At 36.0% G+C, this 23,930-nt stretch carries 26 protein-coding genes; 20 read left to right on the forward strand and 6 right to left on the reverse strand.

From position 1 onward, the window contains the following. Positions 1-216: 216 nt before the first annotated feature. Positions 217-1,230, forward strand: a complete 1,014-nt coding sequence (locus DN408_RS03705) for a LacI family DNA-binding transcriptional regulator (protein ID WP_002087115.1) — start codon at positions 217-219, stop codon at positions 1,228-1,230. Positions 1,231-1,269: 39 nt separating this feature from the next. Here the strand turns inward: DN408_RS03705 and yhfH are convergent, their stop codons facing one another. Further along, the gene (yhfH, locus tag DN408_RS03710) at positions 1,270-1,398 is read right to left on the reverse strand and encodes a protein YhfH (protein ID WP_000567010.1); all 129 of its coding nucleotides are present in this window, start codon (positions 1,396-1,398) and stop codon (positions 1,270-1,272) included. Positions 1,399-1,601: 203 nt separating this feature from the next. Between yhfH and DN408_RS03715 the strand changes: the two genes are divergently transcribed. The 10 genes from DN408_RS03715 to DN408_RS03760 all read left to right on the forward strand — a co-directional run bounded on the left by DN408_RS03715 (position 1,602) and on the right by DN408_RS03760 (position 11,269). After that, on the forward strand, positions 1,602-2,336 hold the full coding sequence (locus tag DN408_RS03715; protein ID WP_078178119.1) for an MBL fold metallo-hydrolase: 735 nt from the start codon (positions 1,602-1,604) through the stop codon (positions 2,334-2,336). A 9-nt stretch (positions 2,337-2,345) separates the two neighbouring features. Further along, positions 2,346-3,335 (forward strand): lipoate--protein ligase, encoded by a 990-nt coding sequence (locus tag DN408_RS03720; RefSeq protein WP_002030357.1) that lies wholly within the window; start codon positions 2,346-2,348, stop codon positions 3,333-3,335. A gap of 146 nt (positions 3,336-3,481) precedes the next feature. Then, positions 3,482-3,907 carry a hypothetical protein gene (locus DN408_RS03725; RefSeq protein ID WP_078178118.1) on the forward strand — a complete coding sequence of 142 codons (426 nt, stop codon included), beginning with the start codon at positions 3,482-3,484 and terminating at the stop codon, positions 3,905-3,907. A gap of 177 nt (positions 3,908-4,084) precedes the next feature. Continuing rightward, positions 4,085-5,617, forward strand: coding sequence for a fatty acid--CoA ligase family protein (locus tag DN408_RS03730; protein WP_147739961.1), 1,533 nt, complete (start codon positions 4,085-4,087; stop codon positions 5,615-5,617). Between the two features lie 184 nt (positions 5,618-5,801). Next, positions 5,802-6,053, forward strand: a complete 252-nt coding sequence (locus DN408_RS03735; RefSeq protein ID WP_000435463.1) for a hypothetical protein — start codon at positions 5,802-5,804, stop codon at positions 6,051-6,053. A 97-nt stretch (positions 6,054-6,150) separates the two neighbouring features. Then, a complete protein-coding gene (locus tag DN408_RS03740; RefSeq protein ID WP_147739962.1) occupies positions 6,151-7,176 on the forward strand; it encodes an S-layer homology domain-containing protein in 1,026 nt (341 codons plus the stop codon). Between the two features lie 233 nt (positions 7,177-7,409). After that, a complete protein-coding gene (locus tag DN408_RS03745) occupies positions 7,410-8,465 on the forward strand; it encodes a sulfate ABC transporter substrate-binding protein (protein ID WP_078178115.1) in 1,056 nt (351 codons plus the stop codon). Positions 8,466-8,486: 21 nt separating this feature from the next. Next, positions 8,487-9,314 carry a sulfate ABC transporter permease subunit CysT gene (cysT, locus tag DN408_RS03750; protein WP_002168928.1) on the forward strand — a complete coding sequence of 276 codons (828 nt, stop codon included), beginning with the start codon at positions 8,487-8,489 and terminating at the stop codon, positions 9,312-9,314. 11 nt (positions 9,315-9,325) lie between these two features. Further along, complete coding sequence (gene cysW, locus DN408_RS03755) at positions 9,326-10,183, forward strand: sulfate ABC transporter permease subunit CysW (RefSeq protein ID WP_078178114.1); 858 nt, start codon at positions 9,326-9,328, stop codon at positions 10,181-10,183. A 12-nt stretch (positions 10,184-10,195) separates the two neighbouring features. Next, a complete protein-coding gene (locus DN408_RS03760) occupies positions 10,196-11,269 on the forward strand; it encodes a sulfate/molybdate ABC transporter ATP-binding protein (RefSeq protein WP_147739963.1) in 1,074 nt (357 codons plus the stop codon). A gap of 70 nt (positions 11,270-11,339) precedes the next feature. Here the strand turns inward: DN408_RS03760 and DN408_RS03765 are convergent, their stop codons facing one another. Beyond that, positions 11,340-11,531, reverse strand: a complete 192-nt coding sequence (locus DN408_RS03765) for a hypothetical protein (RefSeq protein WP_044741124.1) — start codon at positions 11,529-11,531, stop codon at positions 11,340-11,342. 34 nt (positions 11,532-11,565) lie between these two features. On the opposite strand from DN408_RS03765, the gene DN408_RS03770 reads away from it, so the two are divergent. Further along, a complete protein-coding gene (locus DN408_RS03770) occupies positions 11,566-12,672 on the forward strand; it encodes a metallophosphoesterase (protein ID WP_078178112.1) in 1,107 nt (368 codons plus the stop codon). A gap of 132 nt (positions 12,673-12,804) precedes the next feature. Further along, complete coding sequence (locus tag DN408_RS03775) at positions 12,805-13,782, forward strand: HD domain-containing protein (RefSeq protein WP_078178111.1); 978 nt, start codon at positions 12,805-12,807, stop codon at positions 13,780-13,782. A 42-nt stretch (positions 13,783-13,824) separates the two neighbouring features. On the opposite strand, the gene DN408_RS03780 is transcribed toward DN408_RS03775, so the two are convergent. Both DN408_RS03780 and DN408_RS03785 read right to left on the reverse strand, forming a co-directional pair. Then, the gene (locus DN408_RS03780; protein WP_078178110.1) at positions 13,825-14,949 is read right to left on the reverse strand and encodes an anti-sigma factor; all 1,125 of its coding nucleotides are present in this window, start codon (positions 14,947-14,949) and stop codon (positions 13,825-13,827) included. Positions 14,950-14,954: 5 nt separating this feature from the next. After that, a complete protein-coding gene (locus tag DN408_RS03785; RefSeq protein ID WP_078178109.1) occupies positions 14,955-15,440 on the reverse strand; it encodes an RNA polymerase sigma factor in 486 nt (161 codons plus the stop codon). A gap of 136 nt (positions 15,441-15,576) precedes the next feature. Between DN408_RS03785 and DN408_RS03795 the strand changes: the two genes are divergently transcribed. Beyond that, entirely contained in the window at positions 15,577-16,479 is a 903-nt protein-coding gene (locus tag DN408_RS03795) for an AraC family transcriptional regulator (RefSeq protein WP_003187871.1), read from the forward strand. 153 nt (positions 16,480-16,632) lie between these two features. Here the strand turns inward: DN408_RS03795 and DN408_RS03800 are convergent, their stop codons facing one another. Next, the gene (locus DN408_RS03800; RefSeq protein ID WP_147739964.1) at positions 16,633-18,375 is read right to left on the reverse strand and encodes an ATP-binding response regulator; all 1,743 of its coding nucleotides are present in this window, start codon (positions 18,373-18,375) and stop codon (positions 16,633-16,635) included. Between the two features lie 9 nt (positions 18,376-18,384). Next, on the reverse strand, positions 18,385-19,086 hold the full coding sequence (locus tag DN408_RS03805; protein ID WP_002011226.1) for a response regulator transcription factor: 702 nt from the start codon (positions 19,084-19,086) through the stop codon (positions 18,385-18,387). Positions 19,087-19,225: 139 nt separating this feature from the next. On the opposite strand from DN408_RS03805, the gene DN408_RS03810 reads away from it, so the two are divergent. From DN408_RS03810 to DN408_RS03835, 6 genes are all read left to right on the forward strand, one after another. Further along, on the forward strand, positions 19,226-20,074 hold the full coding sequence (locus tag DN408_RS03810; protein WP_002125860.1) for a CPBP family intramembrane glutamic endopeptidase: 849 nt from the start codon (positions 19,226-19,228) through the stop codon (positions 20,072-20,074). A 10-nt stretch (positions 20,075-20,084) separates the two neighbouring features. After that, entirely contained in the window at positions 20,085-20,330 is a 246-nt protein-coding gene (locus DN408_RS32400; RefSeq protein ID WP_002125861.1) for a hypothetical protein, read from the forward strand. 49 nt (positions 20,331-20,379) lie between these two features. After that, positions 20,380-20,679 carry a hypothetical protein gene (locus DN408_RS03820; RefSeq protein ID WP_001006056.1) on the forward strand — a complete coding sequence of 100 codons (300 nt, stop codon included), beginning with the start codon at positions 20,380-20,382 and terminating at the stop codon, positions 20,677-20,679. 219 nt (positions 20,680-20,898) lie between these two features. Beyond that, the gene (locus DN408_RS03825) at positions 20,899-22,164 is read left to right on the forward strand and encodes a M48 family metallopeptidase (protein ID WP_078179101.1); all 1,266 of its coding nucleotides are present in this window, start codon (positions 20,899-20,901) and stop codon (positions 22,162-22,164) included. Between the two features lie 96 nt (positions 22,165-22,260). Continuing rightward, on the forward strand, positions 22,261-23,169 hold the full coding sequence (locus tag DN408_RS03830; RefSeq protein WP_078179102.1) for a DMT family transporter: 909 nt from the start codon (positions 22,261-22,263) through the stop codon (positions 23,167-23,169). Between the two features lie 77 nt (positions 23,170-23,246). Continuing rightward, positions 23,247-23,924, forward strand: coding sequence for an S-layer homology domain-containing protein (locus tag DN408_RS03835; protein WP_002011235.1), 678 nt, complete (start codon positions 23,247-23,249; stop codon positions 23,922-23,924). Positions 23,925-23,930 lie beyond the last annotated feature (6 nt).

Below are 23,930 nucleotides of genomic sequence, written 5' to 3' on the forward strand. Positions count from 1 at the left end.
TTAATTAAGAAGGTGTATATGCGTTATGGTATGTACATCTTTTTTCATATGCATATTGTGAAATTCTAAAAGTAGTGTGTAATTCCCTGCCATTAACAGACTTTTCCCTATGTATAATATTAATATAGTAAAATCATAAGAACCTATATTGCAGTTTCCAATAATATACTATATAATCAGGATAAGAAAACGTTTTCATGCAAAGGGGGAAATTTCGTGTCGACTATCGAGGACGTGGCGAAATTAGCGGGGTTATCAAGGACAACGGTTTCTAGGGTGATCAATAATCATCCATATGTTTCAGATGAGAAGAAGAAAAGGGTTCAATTAGCAATGAAGCATTTAGGCTTCGTTCCTAATTCTGCGGCGAGAAGGCTTCGTAAACAAAAAACAGAAACAATTGCGGTGCTTGTTCCAAGGATTACAAATCCTTTTTTTAGTAGATTTATTGAAGCAATCGAGATTGCTGCTTCTGAACATAAATATAAACTGATTATTTGTCAAACAAGATATTTACCGGAAAAAGAGATGGAGTATTTACAATTATTATCTACGAAACAAGTAGATGGGATTATTCTATGTTCACTAGAAAATCCGTGGGAGAATGTGGAGCCATACTTGCAACACGGTCCAATCGTGTTATGTAATGAATATATTGAGGAAGCAAATGTTCCAACAGTGAAGTTCGATCATGCACAGGGTGCATACATAGCTGCCAATCATGTATTAGAACAAGGATATCGTAATCTGATTTTTTGCCGTGGCAACGAAACGAAAGTAGTGAGCCAACAGCGAAAAATGGGCTTTTTACGCGCTATTACTGAAAAGAGTAGAGAAGTGGAAGCGATCGATTTTCTTGAAAACGCTTTCTCTTGGGATGATGGAAAACGAATATTCAATGAAGTATTAAAGGACAAAAAAAATCCTACCGCGATTTTGGCAGGAGGCGACGAGGTTGCAGCTGGAATTATCTCAGAGGCGAAACGCCATGGTTGGAGTATTCCAGAAGATCTCGCTGTGATCGGTTTTGATAATCAAATTTTGGCGCAGATTACAGAGCCAGGTATTACGACAATTGAACAACCAATCGACGAGATGGCCCGAAAAGTTGTCGACTTAATGATGGATAAAATCCATACGAAAAATTATCGACAAAAAGAATTGTATGAGTTTGAACTGGAGCTCTTGGTGAAAGGTTCAACGATGAAGGATACGATGTTATTAGCCTAGTAGACTATGTCTGCTAGGTTTTTTTATGTTTACAAACTACTATTCTTCGTGAACGCAATCGTCACATTTGTTATGGTATGCTTCGTGCTGCTCATCAATTTCCTTCCCGCAATGAGCACAAGTTTTCGTTGGTAAATTTCGGAAAAACTCCATTGGTTGATCGATCATGTCAATCCCTCCATTTCCATTTCTTACTATCATTGTATTAGTACAAATAACGAAAGTCAACAACTGTTTTATAACAAAGTTGAAAATTAATGAAAAAGTTTAGGAAATGGATTATAGTTAACAATGTAGGATGTAAGTAAAAAACTTTCTCAAGTACGGAGAAAACCAGCATTCCTACTCGGTTTTAGAAAGGATGGATACATATGAAAATGACTGTTGTCGGCTTTTGGGGCGGCTTTCCAGAAGCGGGAGAAGCAACGTCGGGGTATTTGTTTGAACACGATGGTTTTCGTTTACTTGTAGACTGTGGCAGTGGTGTACTAGCACAGCTTCAAAAATATATAACACCATCTCATATAGATGCAGTTGTACTGTCGCACTATCATCACGATCATGTTGCAGACATTGGGGTATTGCAATATGCGAGATTAATTACAAGTGCGACAAAGGGACAACTACCGGAATTACCAATATACGGTCATACGTTTGACGAGAATGGCTTCCGTTCTTTAACGCATGAACCGCATACGAAAGGAATCGCCTACAATCCAGAAGAAACACTTCAAATTGGACCATTTTCGATTTCATTCTTAAAAACTGTTCATCCTGTTACATGTTTTGCGATGCGCATTACAGCTGGTAGTGACGCTGTAGTATATAGCGCTGATTCCAGTTATATTCCTGAATTTATTCCATTCACAAAAGATGCTGATCTTTTCATTTGTGAGTGTAATATGTATGCACATCAAGAGGCTGCAAAAGCAGGGCATATGAATAGTACAGAAGTAGCAAGTATTGCGAAAGATGCAAATGTAAAAGAACTTTTATTAACGCACTTACCGCATACAGGCAACCCATCTGATTTAGTAACAGAAGCAAAACAAATTTTCAGTGGCCATATTACGCTAGCGCATAGTGGTTACATTTGGAACTCATGAGGTGATACGATGTTATTTATTGATAATAAAGGGATTACAGATCCTAGAATAAACTTAGCAATTGAAGAATATTGTGTGAAGAATTTAGATATTAACGAAACATATTTACTGTTCTACATTAACAAACCTTCGATTATCATTGGTAAAAACCAAAACACAGTAGAAGAAATTAATGCAGATTACGTAAAAGAACAAGGTATTCATGTTGTTCGTCGTCTATCAGGCGGAGGCGCAGTATATCATGATTTAGGAAACTTAAACTTCAGCTTTATTACGAAAGATGATGGAGATAGTTTCAGCAACTTCAAAAAGTTCACAGAGCCTGTAACGAAAGCGCTTGGTAAATTAGGCGTAAATGCAGAACTAAGTGGTCGTAACGATATTTTAGCTGAAGGTAGAAAAATTTCAGGTAACGCGCAGTTCTCAACGAAAGGTCGTATGTTTAGTCACGGTACGTTACTATTTGACTCTGAAATCGATCACGTTGTATCGGCACTTAAAGTGAAAATGGATAAAATTCAATCAAAAGGAATTAAATCAATCCGTAGCCGCGTTGCGAATATTACAGAGTTCTTAAACGAAAAAATGACGACAGAAGAGTTTAGACAACTTCTTCTAGAAACAATTTTCGAAGGAGAAACAGAAATTCCAACGTACGAATTAACAGAAAATGATTGGAAAGAAATCCATAAACTTTCTGAAGAGCGCTACCAAAATTGGGATTGGAACTACGGAAAATCTCCGAAGTTCAACTTACAACATTCACACCGCTTCCCAGTTGGACAAGTTGACGTTCGTCTTGAAGTGAAAAAAGGGACAGTAACAGAATGTAAAATTTACGGTGACTTCTTCGGCTCACTAGATGTGCATGACATTGAAGAGCGTCTAACAGGTGTACAATTTGATAAAGATGCATTCACTGTAGCTTTAGAAGGCGTAGATATCGTACGCTATTTCGGTAATATTACAACAGAAGATTTCTTACATTTATTCTTCTAAAAGAAGAAGCCATCCCGAAATATCTTTTGGGATGGCTTTTTTTATTATGAATTCATTTACCGTTAAAAGCGTCGCTAAAAACATCTACTAGCAGGACATTCTTTTATTATAAAGGAAGTATATATAATTAAAGGAGGATGATCGAAATGAAAAGGATAATACACTTTATATTATTGATCAGCTTCGTTATAGGGATGACAGCTTGTAACGATGAAACTTCCTCTAGTCGTACACTTTTATTTATTGGAAAGCCAGCGAAGGATAATGCCATATATTATACGCATACAGATAAAAAACGAAAGATAGATGATATACAAACTATGTTTCAAAATAAGAAATGGAAAAGAAATGAAACGTTTAGTAGCGTTAATAAAACGCCAGATGTTGTCTTGTCGATAGATGAAGACAATAAAGGATTACCGACACTATATGTTACAGTCTACTTGCATGAAAATGGAGCGGACGCTCTCAATTTGTATGGAGAGTATACGGCTTTAAATAAAGAGGAAGGTGAAAAACTTAGGGGAAAGATGAGTGCATATTATCCTACAATGATTTTAGCTACAGTTTAACTATATGTTTGTACCTGTTTCTTTCACATATAATTCTCGTATCGTACTAAAGTATTCTGGAAGAAAGTGGTTTATGTATATTCGATTAATGGAATATCACTTGCTACTTTAATTTTCTTTTAATATAATTAATTTAGAATTTTTAAATATTCTAAATTTTATAAAGGTGGGGTTTGTGTGAATCTCGTTCAATCTTTGGCTGAAACGGCAAAAAAGAAGGGGGATAAACCGGCGTACATATTTATGGATCAGTCGGTCTCTTATGACCAATTAAACAAAGTGGTCACTAGGTTTTCTAGTAATTTAGCAAAAATGGGCATTGGAAAAGGGGACAATGTCGCATTAGCTGTAGGCAATTCACCACATTTTTTAGTCGGCTTATACGGAACAATGAAAGCAGGGGCAACTGTCATTCCGATTAATCCAATTTATACAGCAGACGAAATACATTACATATTACAAAATGGAGATGTAAAAACAATTATCGTACTCGACGTCCTTCTACCTGTTATACAATCTCTTACAACAAGACTTCCTTCACTTGAAAATATCATCATATGCGAAACCTCATCAGATTTTAACCATACAGAAACTGAAAAAATGAAAACGTTTACTAGTTGTATAGGAACTGGAGATGTAACTTACGAAGGTTCTGAACTAGATGAAGAAGATGTAGCTGTTATTTTATACACTTCAGGTACAACTGGAAAGCCAAAAGGCGCTATGTTAACACATAAAAATTTATATAGTAATGCAAGCGATGTGGCGTCGTATTTACAATATACTGCGGACGATCGCGTCGTTGCGGCACTGCCGATGTTCCATGTATTTTGCTTAACAGTGGCGGTCAATGCGCCGATTGTGAACGGGGCGACTATTTTAATGTTACCGAAATTTAGTCCGAAAGAAGTATTCCGTATTTGTCGCACGTACGAACCAACGATTTTTGCTGGTGTACCGACAATGTACAATTATTTATATTTATTCGAAGAAGCAAGCGCAGAAGATGTGAAGACGCTTCGCCTTTGTATTTCAGGTGGTGCGTCAATGCCTGTTGCCCTTCTGCAAAACTTTGAAAAACGTTTTGACGTTATCGTTTCAGAAGGATACGGTTTATCAGAAGCATCACCAGTTACTTGTTTTAATCCATTAGATCGTCCTCGTAAACCAGGTTCGATTGGTACAAATATTTGGCACGTAGAAAATAAAATTGTGAACGAACTTGGGGAAGAAGTACCTGTTGGTGCAGTTGGGGAGTTAATTGTTCGCGGACCTAACGTTATGAAGGGTTACTATAATGCGCCAGAAGATACTGCGGCGACAATTAAAGATGGCTGGCTATATACAGGAGACTTAGCGAAAATGGATGAAGAAGGTTACTTCTATATCGTCGATCGCAAAAAAGATATTGTTTTAGTTGGTGGTTATAACGTATATCCTCGTGAAGTGGAGGAAGTATTATACACTCACGATTCGGTAGCTGAAGTTGTCGTAATCGGTGTTCCTGATGAAAACTTAGGAGAAGCAGTGCGAGCTTACGTCGTTCTGAAACAAACGAGCGTAACAGAAGAAGAGCTTATGCATTACTGCACGTTACATTTAGCGAAATATAAAGTGCCAATGAGCATTGAGTTTTTAACAGAATTGCCGAAGAATACAACTGGTAAGTTGTTACGAAGAGCTCTGAGAGAGAAGGCATTGCAAGTGTAAAAATAAAGATATCCATCTCTATGACTACATGTTTAGAGATGGATATCTTTTTGTCCCAAAAAGCTGGATTAGTTTGGATGGACAAAATTCTTACTCATTAAAGTTTCACGTTATTTTTTAGAATTGGTTAAGCTATAAGCCCATATATTTAAAACGTAATATTGCTAATAAGGAGGAGATATACGTGGAGCAGAAGGAATTACGCTTACGGAAAGTACAATATCTTATTTGTGACATTATGGATGAAATGAATATGGAGAGTGAAAAGAAGAACTTAGAAACATTGCAAAAGGTAATTGATCACCTTTCAGGGGCGATTGGGGATTTAGTTGATCCATCGGGTACGTATTCATTAGATTATTTAGAGAGAAAAGTGCATACTGCTCATTATTTATTGTTTAAAAATGATCGGAAAGCATATTTGTGTAATAAATAGGTATTATTCGTTTAATTTTTTATTTGACATTGATAATCATTATCAATATGATAGTTATGTTGGGTATATTCATATAAAGGGAGATGTCATATTGATAATGATTAAGAAAAAATATATTAATGCATTCGTTATAGCAGCAACTTTAGCAGTTCCATTTAGCGGTATCATGGTACCTATTGCGAAAGCAGATGCAGCGGTTGAAATGAAAGCAAATAGCAAACTTGCAGATGGTACATATGACGTTATTTTAAAAACTTATAAAGATCAAACGAATGAAACATCTGTTGCTTCTACGTATTTAAAAAATGCAAAAGTAACAATTCAAGGTGACAAAAAAATCGTTACGTTAACAATTCAAGATAGTAGCTATTTCCAGTACCTTAGAGTAGAAGATACTAATAAAGTAGGGACATTCCATGATGTGAAAGTGATCTCTGAAGATAAAACAAATAATGGTACGAAGGTTGTTCAATTTGAAATCGATGAGTTCTCGAAAAAATATAATATGCAAATGCATATATTAATTCCAGCAATTAAATATGATCATAAATATCAAGTGCAGTTTGAAATCGATGCGAGTGCAATTGAACAGAAATCTAAGTTCTCAGATGTACCAACTTGGGCACAGGGGTCAGTTCAATATTTAGTAGACAAAGAGGCAGTACACGGTAAGCCAGATGGTACATTTGCACCAGCTGAAAATATCGATCGTGGTTCAGCAGCAAAAATATTAGCTACTGTTTTAGGATTAGAAATTAATAAAGATGCGAAGCCATCATTCTCTGACGCGCAAAATCATTGGGCTACACCATACATCGCAGCAGTTGAAAAAGCTGGCATTGTAAAAGGTGATGATAAGGGTAACTTTAATCCGAGCAGGCTAATTAACCGTGCATCAATGGCTTCTATGCTTGTGAATGCATATAAATTAGAAAGAAATGAAAATATTAAACTACCAAAAGAATTTGCTGATTTAAAAGATCATTGGGGTACGAAGTATGCGAACATTTTAATCCAAGAAAATATTTCAGTTGGAACAGATAATGGATGGGCTCCAGATAAATCGGTAAGCCGCGCAGAAGCAGCTCAATTTATTGCAAAGACAGATAAGTTAAAGAAATAAATCGAAACTAAAATCAGTGGGATTCTATTCCCGCTGATTTTTAGCTTGTATGAAGTTTCTTATATAATAATTCCGAATTCCAAGTTGACACATGTGAATTACGGAATTAAAATGGAAAGAAATCAAACAGAATACAATAGAAGCTCATCAGAGAAACTGAAGGCGCACAACGTTCACTTTTGTGAATAGATTGTGTGCCTTTTTCTATTGTACAAACTAAGGGGGCTTTATATATGAAACAGTGGAGTAAGACAGCATTAATGAAAAGTACAGGTGTTTTATTATCAGCATTTGTCCTTTTGTCAGGGTGTGGTTCGGCAACATCCACTAACAATTCTGAAGGAAGTGCAGATAAGAAGACAGTCGAACTTTTAAATGTTTCATATGATCCAACGCGTGAGTTATATCAAGATTTCAATAAAGACTTTGCGAAGTATTGGAAAGAGAAGCATGGTCAAACAGTAAATGTAAAGCAATCACACGGGGGATCTGGAAGTCAGGCACGCTCCGTTATTGACGGCTTAGAAGCAGATGTTGTAACATTAGCGCTCGCTTATGATATTGACGCGATTAGTAAGAAGAAACAACTAGCAGAAGATTGGCAGAAGCGACTTGCGGATAATTCTACTCCGTATACATCAACGATTGTATTTCTTGTGAGAAAAGGAAACCCGAAAGGAATTAAAGATTGGGATGATTTGACGAAAAAAAGTGTGTCTGTCATTACACCGAATCCAAAAACATCTGGAGGAGCACGGTGGAACTATTTAGGGGCGTGGGAATACGCACTGAAGAAATATAACAATAGTGAAGAGAAAGCGAAAGAGTTTGTCGGTCAAATTTATAAAAACGTAGAAGTACTAGATTCAGGAGCACGCGGGGCAACGACGACTTTCGTTGAAAAAGGAATTGGTGATGTGTTAATCGCTTGGGAAAATGAAGCGTTATTATCACAAAAAGAACTTGGAAAAGATAAATTCGAAATTGTAACACCTTCGATTAGTATACTTGCCGAGCCGCCAGTAGCAGTTGTAGACAAAGTCGTTGATAAAAAAGGAACGAAAAAAGTAGCAGAAGGATATCTTGAATATTTGTATTCAGAAAAAGGGCAAGAAATTGCGGCGAAAAACTTTTATCGCCCTCGTAATGAAAAAGTAGCAGAAAAGTACGCATCACAATTTCCGAAAGTTCAATTATTTACAGTTGATGAACTATTTGGAGGATGGAAAAAAGCACAAGAAAAGCATTTTAATGATGGCGGCGTATTCGATCAAATGTATAAAAAATAAGGGGGGATGAGGTGACGTTATATGAGGAAGAAGCGTGTCTTACCAGGGTTTGGATTATCTCTTGGATTTACAATGCTGTATATGAGCTTATTCGTACTTATACCACTTTCTATCGTATTTATTCAAACTTCGCAGCTAGGCTGGAAGAAGTTCGCACAAGTTATAACGAGTGAGCGTGTGTTGCATTCCTATCAAGTAAGTTTCACAACTTCACTTGCAGCGGCAATCGTAAATGCCATTTTTGGTTTATTAATTGCTTGGGTACTCGTTCGCTACACATTTCCAGGGAAGCGGTTATTAGACGGACTAATCGATTTACCATTCGCTCTTCCGACTGCTGTAGCTGGTATTACACTTACGACGCTTTATGCGGAAAATGGCTTTATTGGAAAAATATTTAGTGTGTTTCATATAAAAGTAGCTTTTACTCAGCTCGGCATTATTGTGGCGCTTACGTTTATTGGCTTACCATTTGTCGTTCGAATGGTGCAACCAGTGCTGCAAAGTATTGATAAAGAAGTAGAAGAAGCAGCTTCTAGTTTAGGGGCATCACGCTTTCAAATATTTGTGAAAATTATTTTGCCAGAAATATTCCCGGCTCTACTTGCTGGTTTTTCACTCGCCTTTGCTCGGGCGTTAGGGGAATATGGATCTGTCGTGTTCATTGCAGGTAATATGCCGATGAAAACAGAAATCGCACCGCTTATGATTATGACGAAACTAGAACAATATGATTATGCAGGCGCAACAGCTGTAGCGGCTGTGATGCTTATTATTTCTCTCCTTTTCCTACTATTTATTAATATGATTCAAACTTGGAGCAGAAGGCATGAACTGAAAAGTGAATAGGAGGGGAGAAAATGGAACCAACATTATTAGAAAAGAAAATAGTAAAAAGCGTATCAGTTAAAAAAGAATCTAAATTTGTACCAATTCTATTCATTACGATAACAATTTTATTTTTATCTCTCTTTCTATTACTGCCGCTCGTGACAATTTTTATGAAAGCGTTCGAACGAGGAATTGATGTATATATTGCCGCTGTAACAGATCAAGAAGCATTTTTGGCAATCAGGTTAACACTTCTCGTTGCATTAATTGTTGTACCGCTGAATACGATATTCGGAATAGCAGCAGCTTGGCTTATTACGAAGTTTCAGTTTAAAGGAAAGCAAGTATTATTATCTCTTATTGAACTGCCGTTTGCTGTATCACCAGTTATCGCAGGATTAGTATTCGTTTTACTTTTCACACCTCGTGCGGCTCTTGGCGGATGGTTATTGGAACACGGGATAAAGCTCATCTTCTCTGTCCCTGGCATTATCATTGCGACAATCTTTGTTACGTTTCCGTTCGTTGCACGTGAATTAATCCCGGTAATGCAGGCGCAAGGGAAGAGTGAAGAAGAAGCGGCTCTATCACTTGGCGCAAGCGGCTGGAAAATGTTTTGGCACGTTACGCTTCCGAATATAAAATGGGGCCTTTTATACGGCATGATTTTATGTAATGCCCGGGCCATTGGTGAATTCGGCGCCGTTTCCGTTGTATCTGGTCACGTGCGCGGCGTTACAAATACGATGCCGCTTCATATTGAAATTTTGTACAATGAATATCAATTTTCAGCAGCGTTCGCTGTGGCGACTTTAATGTCACTCATCGCAGTTTTTACGCTCGTTATAAAAAACTGGATTGAATGGAGAATGGAAAAACGACAATAAGGAGTGAGTGCGGTGAGTATTCAAATTCAAAATGTATCAAAACAATATGGTACATTTCAAGCGCTGACAGACATTCATTTAGATATTCCAAAAGGAGAACTTGTTGCCTTATTAGGCCCATCAGGTTCTGGGAAAACGACGTTATTACGAATTATTGCAGGACTAGAAGAAGCGGATGGAGGTTCGATTTCTTTTGATGGGGAAGATTTAACTGATATTCACGTGAAAAACCGGCAAATCGGTTTCGTCTTCCAGCACTATGCACTTTTTAAACATATGAATGTATTTGAAAATATCGCTTTCGGTTTAAAAGTAAGAAAGAAAAACTTACGACCTTCAGCTGAAGTAATAAAAGAAAAAGTAACAGAACTATTGAAACTAGTAAAAATGGATGGTTTCGCAAAACGTTATCCAGCGCAATTATCTGGCGGACAACGCCAACGTATCGCACTAGCCCGGGCACTTGCAGTCGAACCGAAAATTTTATTGCTAGATGAACCGTTCGGTGCACTTGATGCGAAAGTACGGAAAGAATTGCGAAGATGGCTCCGGAAACTACATGACGAATTTCAAATTACGAGCGTATTCGTAACGCATGACCAAGAAGAAGCGTTAGACGTTGCGGACCGCATCGTTGTAATGAATGAAGGACGCATTGAACAAATGGGAACGCCGGAAGAAGTATATGAAAAACCAGCAAGTCCGTTCGTATATGACTTTTTAGGAAACGTGAATTTATTTCACGGCCGCGTTCATAAAGGTAAACTAAATGTAGGATCGGTGGAACTAGAAGCACCAGAGCATAAGCACGTTTCAAACGTAGACGGAGTGGGATACGTAAGACCACATCACTTATCAATCGATCGTACGAAACAAAGTATAGATGCCATCCCGGCGAAAGTAACATACTCACATGCAGTTGGCCCTGTCGTATATGTAGAATTGAAGCGCGACGGAACAGATGAGTATCTAGAAGCAGAAATTAGTAAAGAGCAGTTTAGACAGCTGAACATTCAAGCTGGTGACTTTGTATACGTACAGCCGAGAGAAGTGAAGGTGTTTATTCCGGAGGATTTTGTGATTTAATAGTGAAAAGCCACACCTATATGAGTATTTATAGGTGCGGCTTTTCTTTGTTTACGTGAATGTCTGATTTTTATATATTCCGCCTCATCAATTCCCCAACCTGCGTCGCAATAAACGCAACATCAATGTCAATTTCATCCAACACGTAAGATTCTAAAATGCCCATTACAGCCGTTCCTAAAAACTTTAAAACGATGTGTTTATCAATATTTTTATTGTGAAGATTGATGTGCTTAATATTTACGTTAAACGTGCATAACAAGTTATAATAGAAGAAATCAATAAGGAGGCTGGCTGTGAAAAGTTTTCGTTATCTCAATATATTCACTATTTTAATTGTATACACACTACTCATGTTTTACATCGGCTGGAACGGATGGGTTTGGCTTCATGCGGTATTCGGCTGGGAATCTTGGGGATATTACGCTTTCATAGTCGGATTTATTTCATATGCGTATATTCTCGTACAAGTGTTTAAATTTCTTCCTTTCCTGCGAACGGTCGGTTCAATTTGGTTTGCGGTCATACAATACGCGCTTATGTTATTGCCGTTAGCCGATATTACAGTTTTCCTTCTACAGTTTTCAATGGAGAAAGAGACGGCAATTGTTTGGACAGGATCGGCCGTGTTACTTGCGTTCATCTTTATTTTTGCGTATGGAGTATTCAACGCATATAGTCCAGTAGTAAGAAAGTACGAAGTGCACATACCGAAAAAAGTAGAAGGGCGTAAAAGTTTACGCATTGCGATGGCCTCTGATATGCATTTCGGTAAACTGTCTGGTGTTTCGCATTTAAAGAGACTCGTTCGTCATGTAAATGAAATGGAGCCCGACATTATTTTACTGCCTGGTGATATTATCGACGATCATCCAGGTGTGTTCATTCAGAAAAATATGGGACCAATCATGAAACAGATGAAAGCTCCATTAGGCGTATATGGTGTGTTAGGAAACCACGAGTATTATGGAAGAGCGGTTCCTGAATTTTTACAAGAGATGGATAAGATTGATATTCGTATTCTGTTAGATGAAGTGATTACAATTGAAGATCATTTTTATCTCGTTGGAAGAAGAGATAAAACAGAGCGAGATCGCCAAAGTTTTGAAAATCTAATGAGTACGGTAGATAAATCTATGCCAGTTATCGCAATGGATCATCAACCATTCGAGTTAAAACAAGCAGCGGAGGCTGGCGTTGATTTATTATTATCCGGTCACACGCATCGCGGACAAATGGCTCCGAACCATATTGTGACGAGAAGAATGTACGAACTAGACTGGGGATACGCACAAAAAGGTGCATTCCACGCAATTGTTTCTTCTGGATTTGGATTCTGGGGACCACCGCTTAGACTGGGAAGTAGATCTGAGATTGTGCAGGTTGAAGTTACATTTGAATAGGGTTGTGAAATAGAGAGCTGAGTGCTCTCTATTTTTTATTTAAAGGTACAAAATATTCGATTGAGGTTCTTTATTTACTCTCTGGAAAAAGAGATACTATAAGAAGACTCTGCTTGAAAAGGGGGATTTTAAGTGATCATATTAGATGTCATATACGGTGAGTTTAAAGTAGATAAAGTGTTAGAAGAATTAATTTTAAGTAAACCTGTGCAAAGGCTGAAAGGGGTTCATCAGGCCGGAGCAAGTTACTTAATGAATGAGAAATGGAATGTAACACGTTTTGATCATTCAGTTGGTGCTATGTTGTTAATTAAAAAACTTGGTGGTTCAGTAGAAGAACAGATTGCTGGTTTACTACATGATGTATCGCATACTGCTTTTTCCCATGTGATCGATTACGTTTTTGATAACGAAAATGAAAGTTATCATGAAGAAATATTTAGTGCTGTCGTGAAAAACTCGGAAATCCCGGCGATTCTTTCAAAACATGGTTATAACTATGAAGATATTTTGTTAGATGATTCGAAGTGGACATTACTTGAAAGATCTGCGCCAGAATTATGTGCAGACCGAGTGGATTACACATTACGGGATATGTTTACATATGGATATATTTCTTTAGAAGAAGTTCATAGTTTTTTAGAGGATGTAATCGAAGTAGATGGGAAAATGGTCATTCAAAATATCGAAATAGCAGAATGGTTTACAGAAACGTATTACAAAGAAGTAATTGATTTCTTTATGAAACCAATGAATATTTATGGAAACGATATGTTAGCTAAAACGTTAAAGTTAGCTTTTCATAAAAAGATAATCCATACAGATGATTTTCTTCTTGAAGATCATGAGCTTATATCGAAATTGCAGCTATGTAAAGATAAAGAAGTAGATGATTTATTAAGAAAAGTTCATCCAAGTATAGAAGTAAAAGAAGATAGAAATGAGTATGATCTACATCAGAAAAATAAAGTGCGTCTTATTGATCCTCCGTTACTTTATGAAGGGGAAGTTGTTCAATCGTCTATTGTGTCAGAAAACATAAGACAGATGAGCGATATCGCTTATGAAAAAGCAGTAAGAGGGATGTATGTGAAAGTGATTTCTGAGTAAAAAAGGTAGAGCATCCAATAGGGATGCTCTATCTTTTTCTCATTAATGATCAAACCAATTCCAAACCTCAATATCTCCAAGAGTCGCATAACGTACGTGCGGGGAGTTTTGTAATTTTAATAATTCTTTCGACGGCCCAGTAATGACAATGCCGTATACTTTTACACCGTTATCTTTTACATATTTATAACGTTTATCTAAGTTCAGCTGCCCCGCAGGTAGCATAGCAACTTTATTTACAGTTTTTTCATGCGTAGAAAGAATACGCATCATTTCAATAACTTTAGCCTCTTGTGTTTTCAGATTTTCTGTTTCATCATCAAGGAATCCTATATGTTCTGGAAATCCTATAAATTCGTCCACAGATAGGATGAAATCTTCTTCGTTTATTCTTTCTTGTCCCGTATCTAAGGCGTACCATACAGGAGTTGGAGGGAGTTCTTGTGCTTCAAATACGCCATATAAAAGTGGTTCTAATTCCTGTAAAGTGTAAGGTTTGTCAAAAGATATTGCTACTTCTGCAACGGTTCCCTCATGTACCTTTGCAAGTGTATCCCAAACCTTTTTAGATGCTTCTTTCAAATAATCACCTTGTTTTATTTTTGGATGAACAAAGTGGATGTTCGGTTGATAGTGCATATTCACCCAAGATTGATTTGTGATATTTAAAGAAGATAAGAAGCTGCTCGTTTCTATTGTACCGAGTGGCATTTCTTTTTTACCAATCGTTTTCACTAAATCAAATTGGCTGTTTGTTCGAAAGAAAGCTTCTACACTTGTTCCACCGCCCATAACGCGGCTGTTTGGGATAGTTGCTTCAAGTGCAAGAGAGGGAACATCTCGTATTTCTTTTAGTCGTTTATCATTATTAGCTTGAAAATAAAAGGCAGATAATACCCCTCCGATCATATATATAAAGATACAAATTGCTAGTATAAAACCAAGTGTTTGTAAACGATGTTTCCATTTAATCCTCCAAAAAGGAACTTTAAGATCTTTTGGTGGTAACCTTTTCTTTATCGGCTCGCTCTTCGCAAGCAATTCATCCAAATGTACTTCACACTCTTCGCAAGTCTCAATATGACTTTCTAACTGCTCTTGTTCATCCTGTGTGAGCGTTCCTTTTTCGTACTTCTCCCACAGTTTTTTAAACTCTGCACAACTCATCTGTATCACTCCTTTAGGCTTTTCGTTTCTTTTCGTCCTCGGTGTAATTCAATTTTTACTTTTGCTAACGAGAGGTTAGTCATTTCTGCTATTTCCTTATAGGAGAATCCGTAGTAATCTCGTAGTAGCAACACATTTCTTCTTTCGAGCGGAAGTGAGGATATACTTTGTAACCAACTAGCAATCTCATGTTTTACGAAATAAGAGTGTTCTGTACTTGGCACGTTTGGTAAGTGGAATTCTTTAATTTGCGTTGTTTTATACTTCTTTTCTTTTCGGTACCAATCGATAAAGGCGTTGTAGGCGATTGTAAATAACCACGGCCTAATTTCTTCTCCTTTATAATAGTCAATATGGACGAGCATTCGGTAAAATGTTTCTTGCATGAGATCTTCAGCACTATGAGAATCTCCGGTTAGGGAGAGAAGATAGCGAAATAAATCTTGCATATGCTCTGAGTAAATTTCTTCTAATGATTGTTTGCGTTTCACTACATTTCCCTCCCTTCATACATAACAACGAAATACATATAAAAAAGTTACAATTTTTATGGAATTATAGTAAAAAACGTCAAGAATTGGATAGGATTCTCTTTTATCATAATACATATAAGGCGGGTGAACAGAGATGGAAAGCTATGAAACACAAATTCAAAGGTCAATTGATTATATTGAGGAAGATGTAATGGAAAAACAAACGCTGCGTAATTTAGCATGTGTTGCAGGTTTTTCTGAGTCGCATTTTCATCGTGTATTCCAGGCGTTAGTAGGCGATACAGTAATGGAGTATGTTCGAAAGAGGAGGTTAGCCCGGGCAGCTTATCAACTTTCTCATACGGATGAAAAAGTTATTGATATCGCATTTGAGCATGGCTTTCAATCTCACGAAACGTTCACGAGAGCCTTTAAAAAATTATTTCAAATGACACCAAGTGAATATCGAAAACAAGAAATCGAAACACCAATGTATTATAGAGTGAATGTAAAACAAAGAAAATTAAATCCATATTTAGGGGGCATACAAATGGAATATCGTATTGTAAATAAACCAGAATTTTTAATGGCGGGTTATGAGCTGAAGACGACAAGTAAAGAAGGAAAAAACCACCAAGACATTCCAGCATTTTGGCAAGAATATTTACAAAAAGATCTTGGAACGACGATTCCGAATCGTAAAGATACGAGCCAATGGGTAGAACTTGGATTATGTACTGATTTTAATTTAGAAACAGGGGACTTCACTTATATTATCGGAATGGAAGTTACAGACTTTGAAAATGTACCAAATGCAGTTGCAAAGCGTACATTCCCAGCGGCGACATATGCAGTATTTACAACGCCGAAAGTTCCTCATGAAGAAATGGTATCGTCTATTCACCAAACGTGGAATGCAGTATTCTCAGAATGGTTCCCGCATTCAGGATACGAACATTGCGGCGTTAATGAGTTTGAGCTATACGATGAACGTTCCCATGCAGATAAAAGTGAGTTCGCTCAAATTGAACTTTGGATACCGGTGAAGAAGAAATAATAGAAAGAAAGACCGTTCAAAAGGTATTTTTGGACGGTCTTCTTTTATTAATAGGTTGCTACTATTGTTGTATTTTATAGTTAAGTCGATATAATTTCATTTACTAGCGCGCTGCTCTGAAAAGAGAAAGGTGCTTTATAAAAGCACCTTTTTCTACGAACTAAACGGAAACATAAGTATAATCGTCGTTCCTTTTCCAAGTTCACTATCAATGAAAATCGTTCCGTTATGGGCATGAACGAGCTGTTTTGTAATGGCGAGACCAAGTCCAGTTCCGATGTTGCTTTCTTCTGTATTCGTTCCTCTGTAATATCGCTCGAATAGAAGTTCTTTCGTTTTATCATCCATACCTTTTCCATTATCTGAAATAGATAGTGTAAATGAATTTGCATTTTGCGAAAGTTTTACGATTACGTTTGTCGTTTCATTATTATGTTTTACAGCGTTTGCGAGTAAGTTTTCGATAATACGTTGGAACCATTTTTCTTCAATAAAATATTGGATTTTGCTTGAACTTGGCACGAATTCAATGTTTTGATTTTGTAGTGTCGGGTTATTAATAAATTGTAATAGTACTTTTCGGACGAACTGATTAATTTCAACATTTACGTGTTGCGCAGGCAGAGTATCATTTTTTAATTGATATGTTAAGCTTAAGTCGTCAATTAATGTAGTCATATATTGAGATTTTTCTTTCATTACATGGCCAAATTGTTGAATGTCTTGATCCGTCCAATTATATTGCTTCGATTCTAGTAATAATGCATAGCCGTATATAGAGCTAAGCGGTGTTTTTAGATCATGCGTCAGGCCGGTAATCCACTCTTCACGTGTTTGTTGCAGTACTTTTCTCATTGCATCGTTCTTTTTCAAAGTAATAGAAAGGTGCTCTAGTGAGTTTGTAACATCTTTAAATATGCGGAACGACCATTTTTCTTTACCGGAGCGCCGAAACCGAACAGGTTTGCCTTTTTTACTAACAGGTTCTTCATATTTTCCTCCGGCTATGTTTTTAAGCCAGCGCATCGTGTGTAATAAAGGCTTTCCAAACTTATTTCCATACCAAATTGAAAGAATGACTAAATAAGCAAACACAATAAGGAGGATTAAGCTGCATCCGATTAGAAGTTTCTTGGTAAATATATCATCTAATTCATCATCTGGATAATAATGAGCGTTTGGGGCGGATACAACGACGAGATGACCGCTATTTGAATCGTAAAAACTAGATGTATTTTCTTTATAATTCCACGGTTCTTTTTCATTAAGAGCCGTTTTTATAGCCGAAAATGTTTTTTTCTTCCCAGTTGGATAGGAAAAAACTTCTTCGCCATTGTTATTAAATATTTGCAGTGTTGCTTTTTCTTTAGAAAGTAATTGTTTTTCTTGTTCAGTTAATGCAAATTCATTTAATGATAAAGAAGGGTGTCCTTGTTGTATCGTTTTTAGTAATGCATTACTTTTTAGTTTGGCACCGTAAATAACGATCACTGGTTTCTTTTCTAATTTAATTTCCCAATAGTTAAATTTATAAATATTGTTGTTACTATTCTGTAAATACGTAAGTAAGGATGTCTTTGTGTAAGAGGTCGGAACATCGTTAGGCGTATTAAAGTTGTAAAGGACCTTTCCATCTTCATCTACAATTTGAAGCCAATCACTCTTTTCTGTTATTAAATCTTTTACCTTAGATTTTAAAGTAATGTTATTGTCTTCAGAAGAAATATATTCGGAGATTGTAAAGGTATCATAATCAGAAATATTAGGTTCATATAAAGTACTATTAAGAAGAAAAATTAAATAAGAAAAAGAAGCAATTACTGCGATAAGTAATGTAACTAAGACAAAAACGTGTTGTAAAATAAACTGGATTATAAGTCGTTTATTAAAATTCATATCTTTAACCTACTTTGTAATGAACTTATAGCCAAGTCCACGAACTGTTTTTATGTATTCTGGTTTACTTGGATCTTGTTCAATTTTTTCACGTAGTTTTCGAATGTGAACCATAACAGTATTATCATCTCCATTATAGGCAGGTGCTCCCCAAACTTTTTCATATAATTCTTCCTTCGAAAATACGTAGTTCGGATTCTCACAAAAGAATAGTAGTAGTTGAAAGAGTTGAGCGGAACATTCGACAACGTTTCCATCTACTGTTAGTTCCGCAGAATGTTGATCAATTTCAAATCTCCCAAAAGAAAAGGAGTATATTCTTTGTTCTTGTATGTTTTGTTTCATATGTCTTCGGAGTTGAGCTTTCATACGAGCGACTACTTCTAGTGGATTAAATGGTTTCGTAATGTAATCATCCGCACCGTATGAAAATCCGGAAATTTTATCTACATCAGATGTTTTTGCTGTTAGGAAGAAGATAGGGCAATCCGTTTTTTGGCGAAGGATTGGACAAATGTCAAAACCGGATTGTCCAGGAAGCATTACATCTAAAATAATTAAATCGTAATTGTTTTGCTCGGTGAGAGATAAGGCTATTTCCGCAGATGTTGCAGTTGTAATATGAGAAAAACCTTCTTTTTCAAGAATGGTAGTTAGTAATTGTAAAATTGCTGTTTCATCATCAATGAGTAGAATATTTGCGTGATACATATGAATCCCTCCTAATTTCCTCGAATATCATATCATCTTTTTGTAACTTATGGAATTTTTAAGGAAATTTTAAGGTTTTCTTTCACAAAAAATTAAGATTCAAATGATATGATAAAAGTAACATGGGGAGGAGATGAATGTGAATCCGTTTCAAACGATGCGAGCTAGATATTTTTTAATTGTATTTGCATTACTAATTTTAATAGCACAAAGTAGTAATGAAGTGCTAGAAAATACATTTCATATACAGAATTCATCTTTTATAAATATGCTTATATTTTATATCCTTCCAATAATCTGGCTTTTTTACGGATATAGAAAGCATCGTGTTTCATTTTCATTATTTATTAATAGAAACGAAACATTTAACCTAGTGCAAGTTTTGTACATCGCGATTATGCTTTGTATGTTTAGTTACGGCTATCTTATTTTATATATGTACAGCTTTGCATGGATTACACCAGATTTTATTATGAATGCCTTGCATGAACCGATTATAGATAGTACTGGGGGATATGTATTTCAATTTATTAGGGTTGTATTTATCGCGCCTATTGTCGGAGAGTTTGTTTTTCGAGGGTTTTTACTGCAGCGTTTTGCAGCAAAATGGGGTACTAGTATAGCAATGGTCGTTGTAGCACTTTTATTTGCTTGCTTACATGTTGATTTCCTTGGTGCAGTTGTGTTTAGCATCGTACTATCAATCGTATATATTCGTACGAAAAGCTTGCTCATGCCAATTGCTATTCATATGTTAAACAATGCGCTTGTGCTTAGTTCTTCTTTTTTAGTAAGTAGAGAAAAGATAATGAGTTTTGCCGATTTTTCGAACTATACGACATTCTTTCCAGGATTAATTATTTTTATGACAGGATTAAACTTAGTGCTCATCTTTTTATTTGTGAATCGCAAATATTGGAGTAAAGAAGTGCCTGTTATATATGCGGAGAAGGAAAAGAGCTTTTCGAGTATAGCAGGAGATAAGTAAGGTAGAGAAGATGTTTGAGAAAATATTGAAGGAAATGATAGATTATTGTACTTCTATTAGATATAAGTACTTTTCCATCAATAATGATACAGGAAATATTATTTTTCTTTTTATCGTGTTAGGGACATTAATAATAGTCAGCTTTATTATAGAAGAAATGATGAAGCGCATCTTCAGACAGTATGTAAAAAATGAAGTGAATTATGTTAGGGCTCATAAAATGTTTGAGAAAGTGATGGGGACTTTTATTTTATGAAAACTAAATCATTATTAATTCGAAATTTGAAAGGGATGTATAAAATTATATGAATGAAACAATATCGTCAAATAAGTTTTTTTATTTGATTGTACTGAGTTTAGTATTGATTACGACAGTAAATGTTGTTCTTCGCTGGGAGGAAGCTTACTTTTTTATGTATTTAGCGCTCCATTTATTAGGGATTTTATGCATAACGGGCGGAGTAGTTGCTGAGAAAAAGCATGAAGAAAGTATTAATTATATGTGTGTGATGGGTCTTATTTTACTTCTAACTGTACAAGGTATTATGAAATATAGTTCTTTTTCTTTGCAAGATTTTAGTTTGTTAATAGATGTACTTCCTTAAGGAGAGGCTCTTTATTTTATCTAAAAGGCGGTTTGCCAGTGCATTTCTTATCCCATGAACCGAATAAAGTGTCTAAAGGTAGGTGAAACTCTTCTTATGTAGAAGAGTTTTTTTATGTAAGTAGAAGGCTCTCGAGCAATTCTCATAATAAGCTTGTTCTAATTTAGCATGTACGAACTTACAATAATAATAGACAGGCAGCATAGAGGAGGGAATAGCGTGAGGAAAGTTATTGGGTGGTCGTTTTTTTTGTACGTTGGGTTTGCGTTACTTATATATTGGTATTTATTTGGATGGAATCATGAACTCATTCCGGACATGTATAAAGGAACGAGTGCAGATCCAGAAACTTTTATGAATGCGAGGGAGCTTACGCTAAGCCAAGATTATTCGCGCGTGAAAAACTTACTGTTCTTTTTAGCGACGCCTCTTGAATGGATTATTTTATTATTTGTACTCGTGCTCGGTATTTCAAAAAAGTTTGAGAAATGGTCGAAGGAAACGACCAAAATAAATGTCTTACAAGTTGCGATTTATTTCTTTTATTTATCACTACTAACAACAGTTCTTGCATTACCGATGCAATGGATCGGGCGTAAAGTGTCCGTTGATTACGGAATATCTACGCAAAGCACACAAAGCTGGATAAAAGATCATGTCATCGATTTTTGGGTGAACTATGCGACTATGTTACTCATTGTTACGGTTTTGTTATGGCTCATCCGTAAATTCCCGAAGAGATGGTGGCTAGCAGGATGGGCGCTCTCTGTCCCGTTTACGATTTTCTTAACGTTTGTGCAACCTGTTGTAATTGATCCACTTTATAATGATTTTTCAACGCTGAAAAATAAGGAATTAGAAACGAAAATTTTAGCGATCGCAGATAAAGCTGATATTCCATCTGAACATGTATATGAAGTAAATATGTCGGAAAAAACGAATGCGTTAAATGCATATGTAACAGGAATTGGAAAAAACCTTCGTATTGTAATGTGGGATACAACACTTCAGCAATTAAAAGATAAAGAGATTTTATTTATTATGGCCCATGAAATGGGACATTACGTAATGAAACATATATATTGGGGCGTTGCGAGTTATATTTTCATATCGTTTATAGGTATGTATTTAATTAGTCGTATTTTAAATATGTGTATTCGAAAATGGGGAGATACGCTGCAAATTTCCAAAATGGCATGTTTCTCGATTTTACCTTTATTTTTCTTAATTTCTTCTGTACTATCCTTTGCGTCACAACCAGCAACAAACTACGTCTCTCGTATAGAAGAACGAGCGGCAGATCAATACGCTTTAGATATGACGAAAGATGGAAATTCAGGTGTGAAAACTTTTCAATACTTATCAAAAACAAGTTTAAGCCAAGTAAATCCACCTGCGTTAGTGAAATTTTTCTTATACACACATCCGCCAATTTTCGAAAGAATTCATACGTTTGAACAATATGAAAAACAGAAGAAGCAGTAGTGTACTGCTTCTTTTTATTGTGGATGATTCGAGTTTTGGAAAATTATAGTGTATAATACGTAGAATATTCAGTTAAATATTTAGGAGGTTAATATTTTGTTTCATTCAAAATCAATGCCGGCTATAAAAATGATCCTTTCGATGTCTATTTTCGGATCGATTGGATTTTTTTCTGTCCAAACGGGTTTACCATCTTTTGAATTAGTATTTATTCGTTGTATTTGTGCGACTTTATTTTTAACGCTATGTTGGTTTGCAACAGGACAATATAAAAATGAGAAATGGAATAAAAAAGAAATTGTACAAATATTAGCGTGTGGCGTATTTCTCGTTTTTAACTGGGTGTTTTTATTTAAAGCGTTTGAAGTCATGTCGATTACAATTGCGATTTCTGTATATCATCTTGCACCGATCATCGTATTAATGATTGGTAGTATTGTATTTAAAGAGAGGTTAACAGCATTTGCGGTTCTGTCCATTACCATATGTTTCATCGGTACAGTTTTAGTAGCTGGGGTAGATGGAAGTATGTCGCTTGAGAAACTTATGTCGTCTGGAATGGTGTGGGCGCTTCTTGCAGCTTTATTTTATGCATTTACAACGTTGCTCGGAAAAGGAATTAAGCATACGAGTGCATATGCGATGACATTTTTACAAACTTTTTTGGGTATATTTTTATTGCTACCATTCGTAGACTTCGGGAAGTTTCAAGGATTAACAGAGATGAACTGGATGATGATCACAGTGACAGGACTTATACATACGGGATTTGTATATTACTTGTTTTTTGACAGTTTAAGAGGTTTATCGACGAGATTAATTTCGGTATTAGTGTTTTTAGATCCTGCGGTTGCAATTTTGTTAGATACGGTCTTTACCGGTTTTAGACCGACTAGTATGCAAATTGTAGGGATTATTCTTATATTTGTAGGAATGGCGTTTACTTTTCGAAAAACGAAGGATGAAAAAGTGGTGGTAAAAGAAAATACGTATTATGAAGTGTGAAAAATTACCTCCTAACGTATTGAGAATTTTCTTATTTTTTGTACAATATAAAAGTAGGAAAATAAAGGAAGAGGCGGATGAGAGAGATGAAAAAGTTATTAAAGATAGCGACATCATTAACTTTAATAGGGGGGATATTTGTTAGCGGTAATATTGTTTCAGCAAATACAGATGGAATTCAACAATCTCCACCTCCACCTGATATTATGCTAGAATTTGATGATTTAGCAAATGATCATTGGGCTTATAATGAAATTATGAATTTAGTATATCACCGTATTATGTATGGATATGGAAACGGTAAGTTTGGGGTAGAAGATAATATAACACGTGAACAAGCAGCAGCAGTACTACATCGCGCACTCAATTTAAAAAGAAGTCCATTTGAAGAGAATCCATATGGAGATATTAGTGGGAAATCAACAATGTTCCCTTACGAAATTTTACATTTAACAAGCCTTGGTATTTTTAAAGGAGACGAAAATGGGAATTTCCGTCCGAAAGCAACATTGACTCGTGCAGAATTAGCACAAATTTTAACGAAAGCATATACGTTAAAAGCAAAGCATCCGCATACATTTACAGATATACTAGAAAACTATTGGGCAAGAGATGCAATTAGTGCATTGCAGTCTAATAAAGTCGTAGTAGGAACCGGAGATGGTAAGTTCGAGCCTGAAATGCTCGTTACACGTGGGCAATTCGCTAAGTTTCTACAACAAGCAATTTATAATTCACCAGGGAAATGGGAATAAATAAGA

It is taken from the genome of Bacillus sp. AR13-1 (assembly GCF_008042285.1).
Taxonomy (GTDB): domain Bacteria; phylum Bacillota; class Bacilli; order Bacillales; family Bacillaceae_G; genus Bacillus_A; species Bacillus_A mycoides.

Coding starts and splice junctions, on each gene's coding strand:
- DN408_RS03725 (WP_078178118.1), top strand. CDS start 3,482: ATGAAAAGGATAATACACTTTATATTATTGATCAGCTTCGTTATAGGG.
- DN408_RS03740 (WP_147739962.1), top strand. CDS start 6,151: ATGATTAAGAAAAAATATATTAATGCATTCGTTATAGCAGCAACTTTA.
- DN408_RS03795 (WP_003187871.1), top strand. CDS start 15,577: ATGGAAAGCTATGAAACACAAATTCAAAGGTCAATTGATTATATTGAG.
- yhfH (WP_000567010.1), bottom strand. CDS start 1,398: ATGATCGATCAACCAATGGAGTTTTTCCGAAATTTACCAACGAAAACT.
- cysT (WP_002168928.1), top strand. CDS start 8,487: ATGAGGAAGAAGCGTGTCTTACCAGGGTTTGGATTATCTCTTGGATTT.
- DN408_RS03780 (WP_078178110.1), bottom strand. CDS start 14,949: ATGAGTTGTGCAGAGTTTAAAAAACTGTGGGAGAAGTACGAAAAAGGA.
- DN408_RS03835 (WP_002011235.1), top strand. CDS start 23,247: ATGAGAGAGATGAAAAAGTTATTAAAGATAGCGACATCATTAACTTTA.
- DN408_RS03720 (WP_002030357.1), top strand. CDS start 2,346: ATGTTATTTATTGATAATAAAGGGATTACAGATCCTAGAATAAACTTA.
- cysW (WP_078178114.1), top strand. CDS start 9,326: ATGGAACCAACATTATTAGAAAAGAAAATAGTAAAAAGCGTATCAGTT.
- DN408_RS32400 (WP_002125861.1), top strand. CDS start 20,085: ATGTTTGAGAAAATATTGAAGGAAATGATAGATTATTGTACTTCTATT.
- DN408_RS03745 (WP_078178115.1), top strand. CDS start 7,410: ATGAAACAGTGGAGTAAGACAGCATTAATGAAAAGTACAGGTGTTTTA.
- DN408_RS03805 (WP_002011226.1), bottom strand. CDS start 19,086: ATGTATCACGCAAATATTCTACTCATTGATGATGAAACAGCAATTTTA.
- DN408_RS03800 (WP_147739964.1), bottom strand. CDS start 18,375: ATGAATTTTAATAAACGACTTATAATCCAGTTTATTTTACAACACGTT.
- DN408_RS03715 (WP_078178119.1), top strand. CDS start 1,602: ATGAAAATGACTGTTGTCGGCTTTTGGGGCGGCTTTCCAGAAGCGGGA.
- DN408_RS03820 (WP_001006056.1), top strand. CDS start 20,380: ATGAATGAAACAATATCGTCAAATAAGTTTTTTTATTTGATTGTACTG.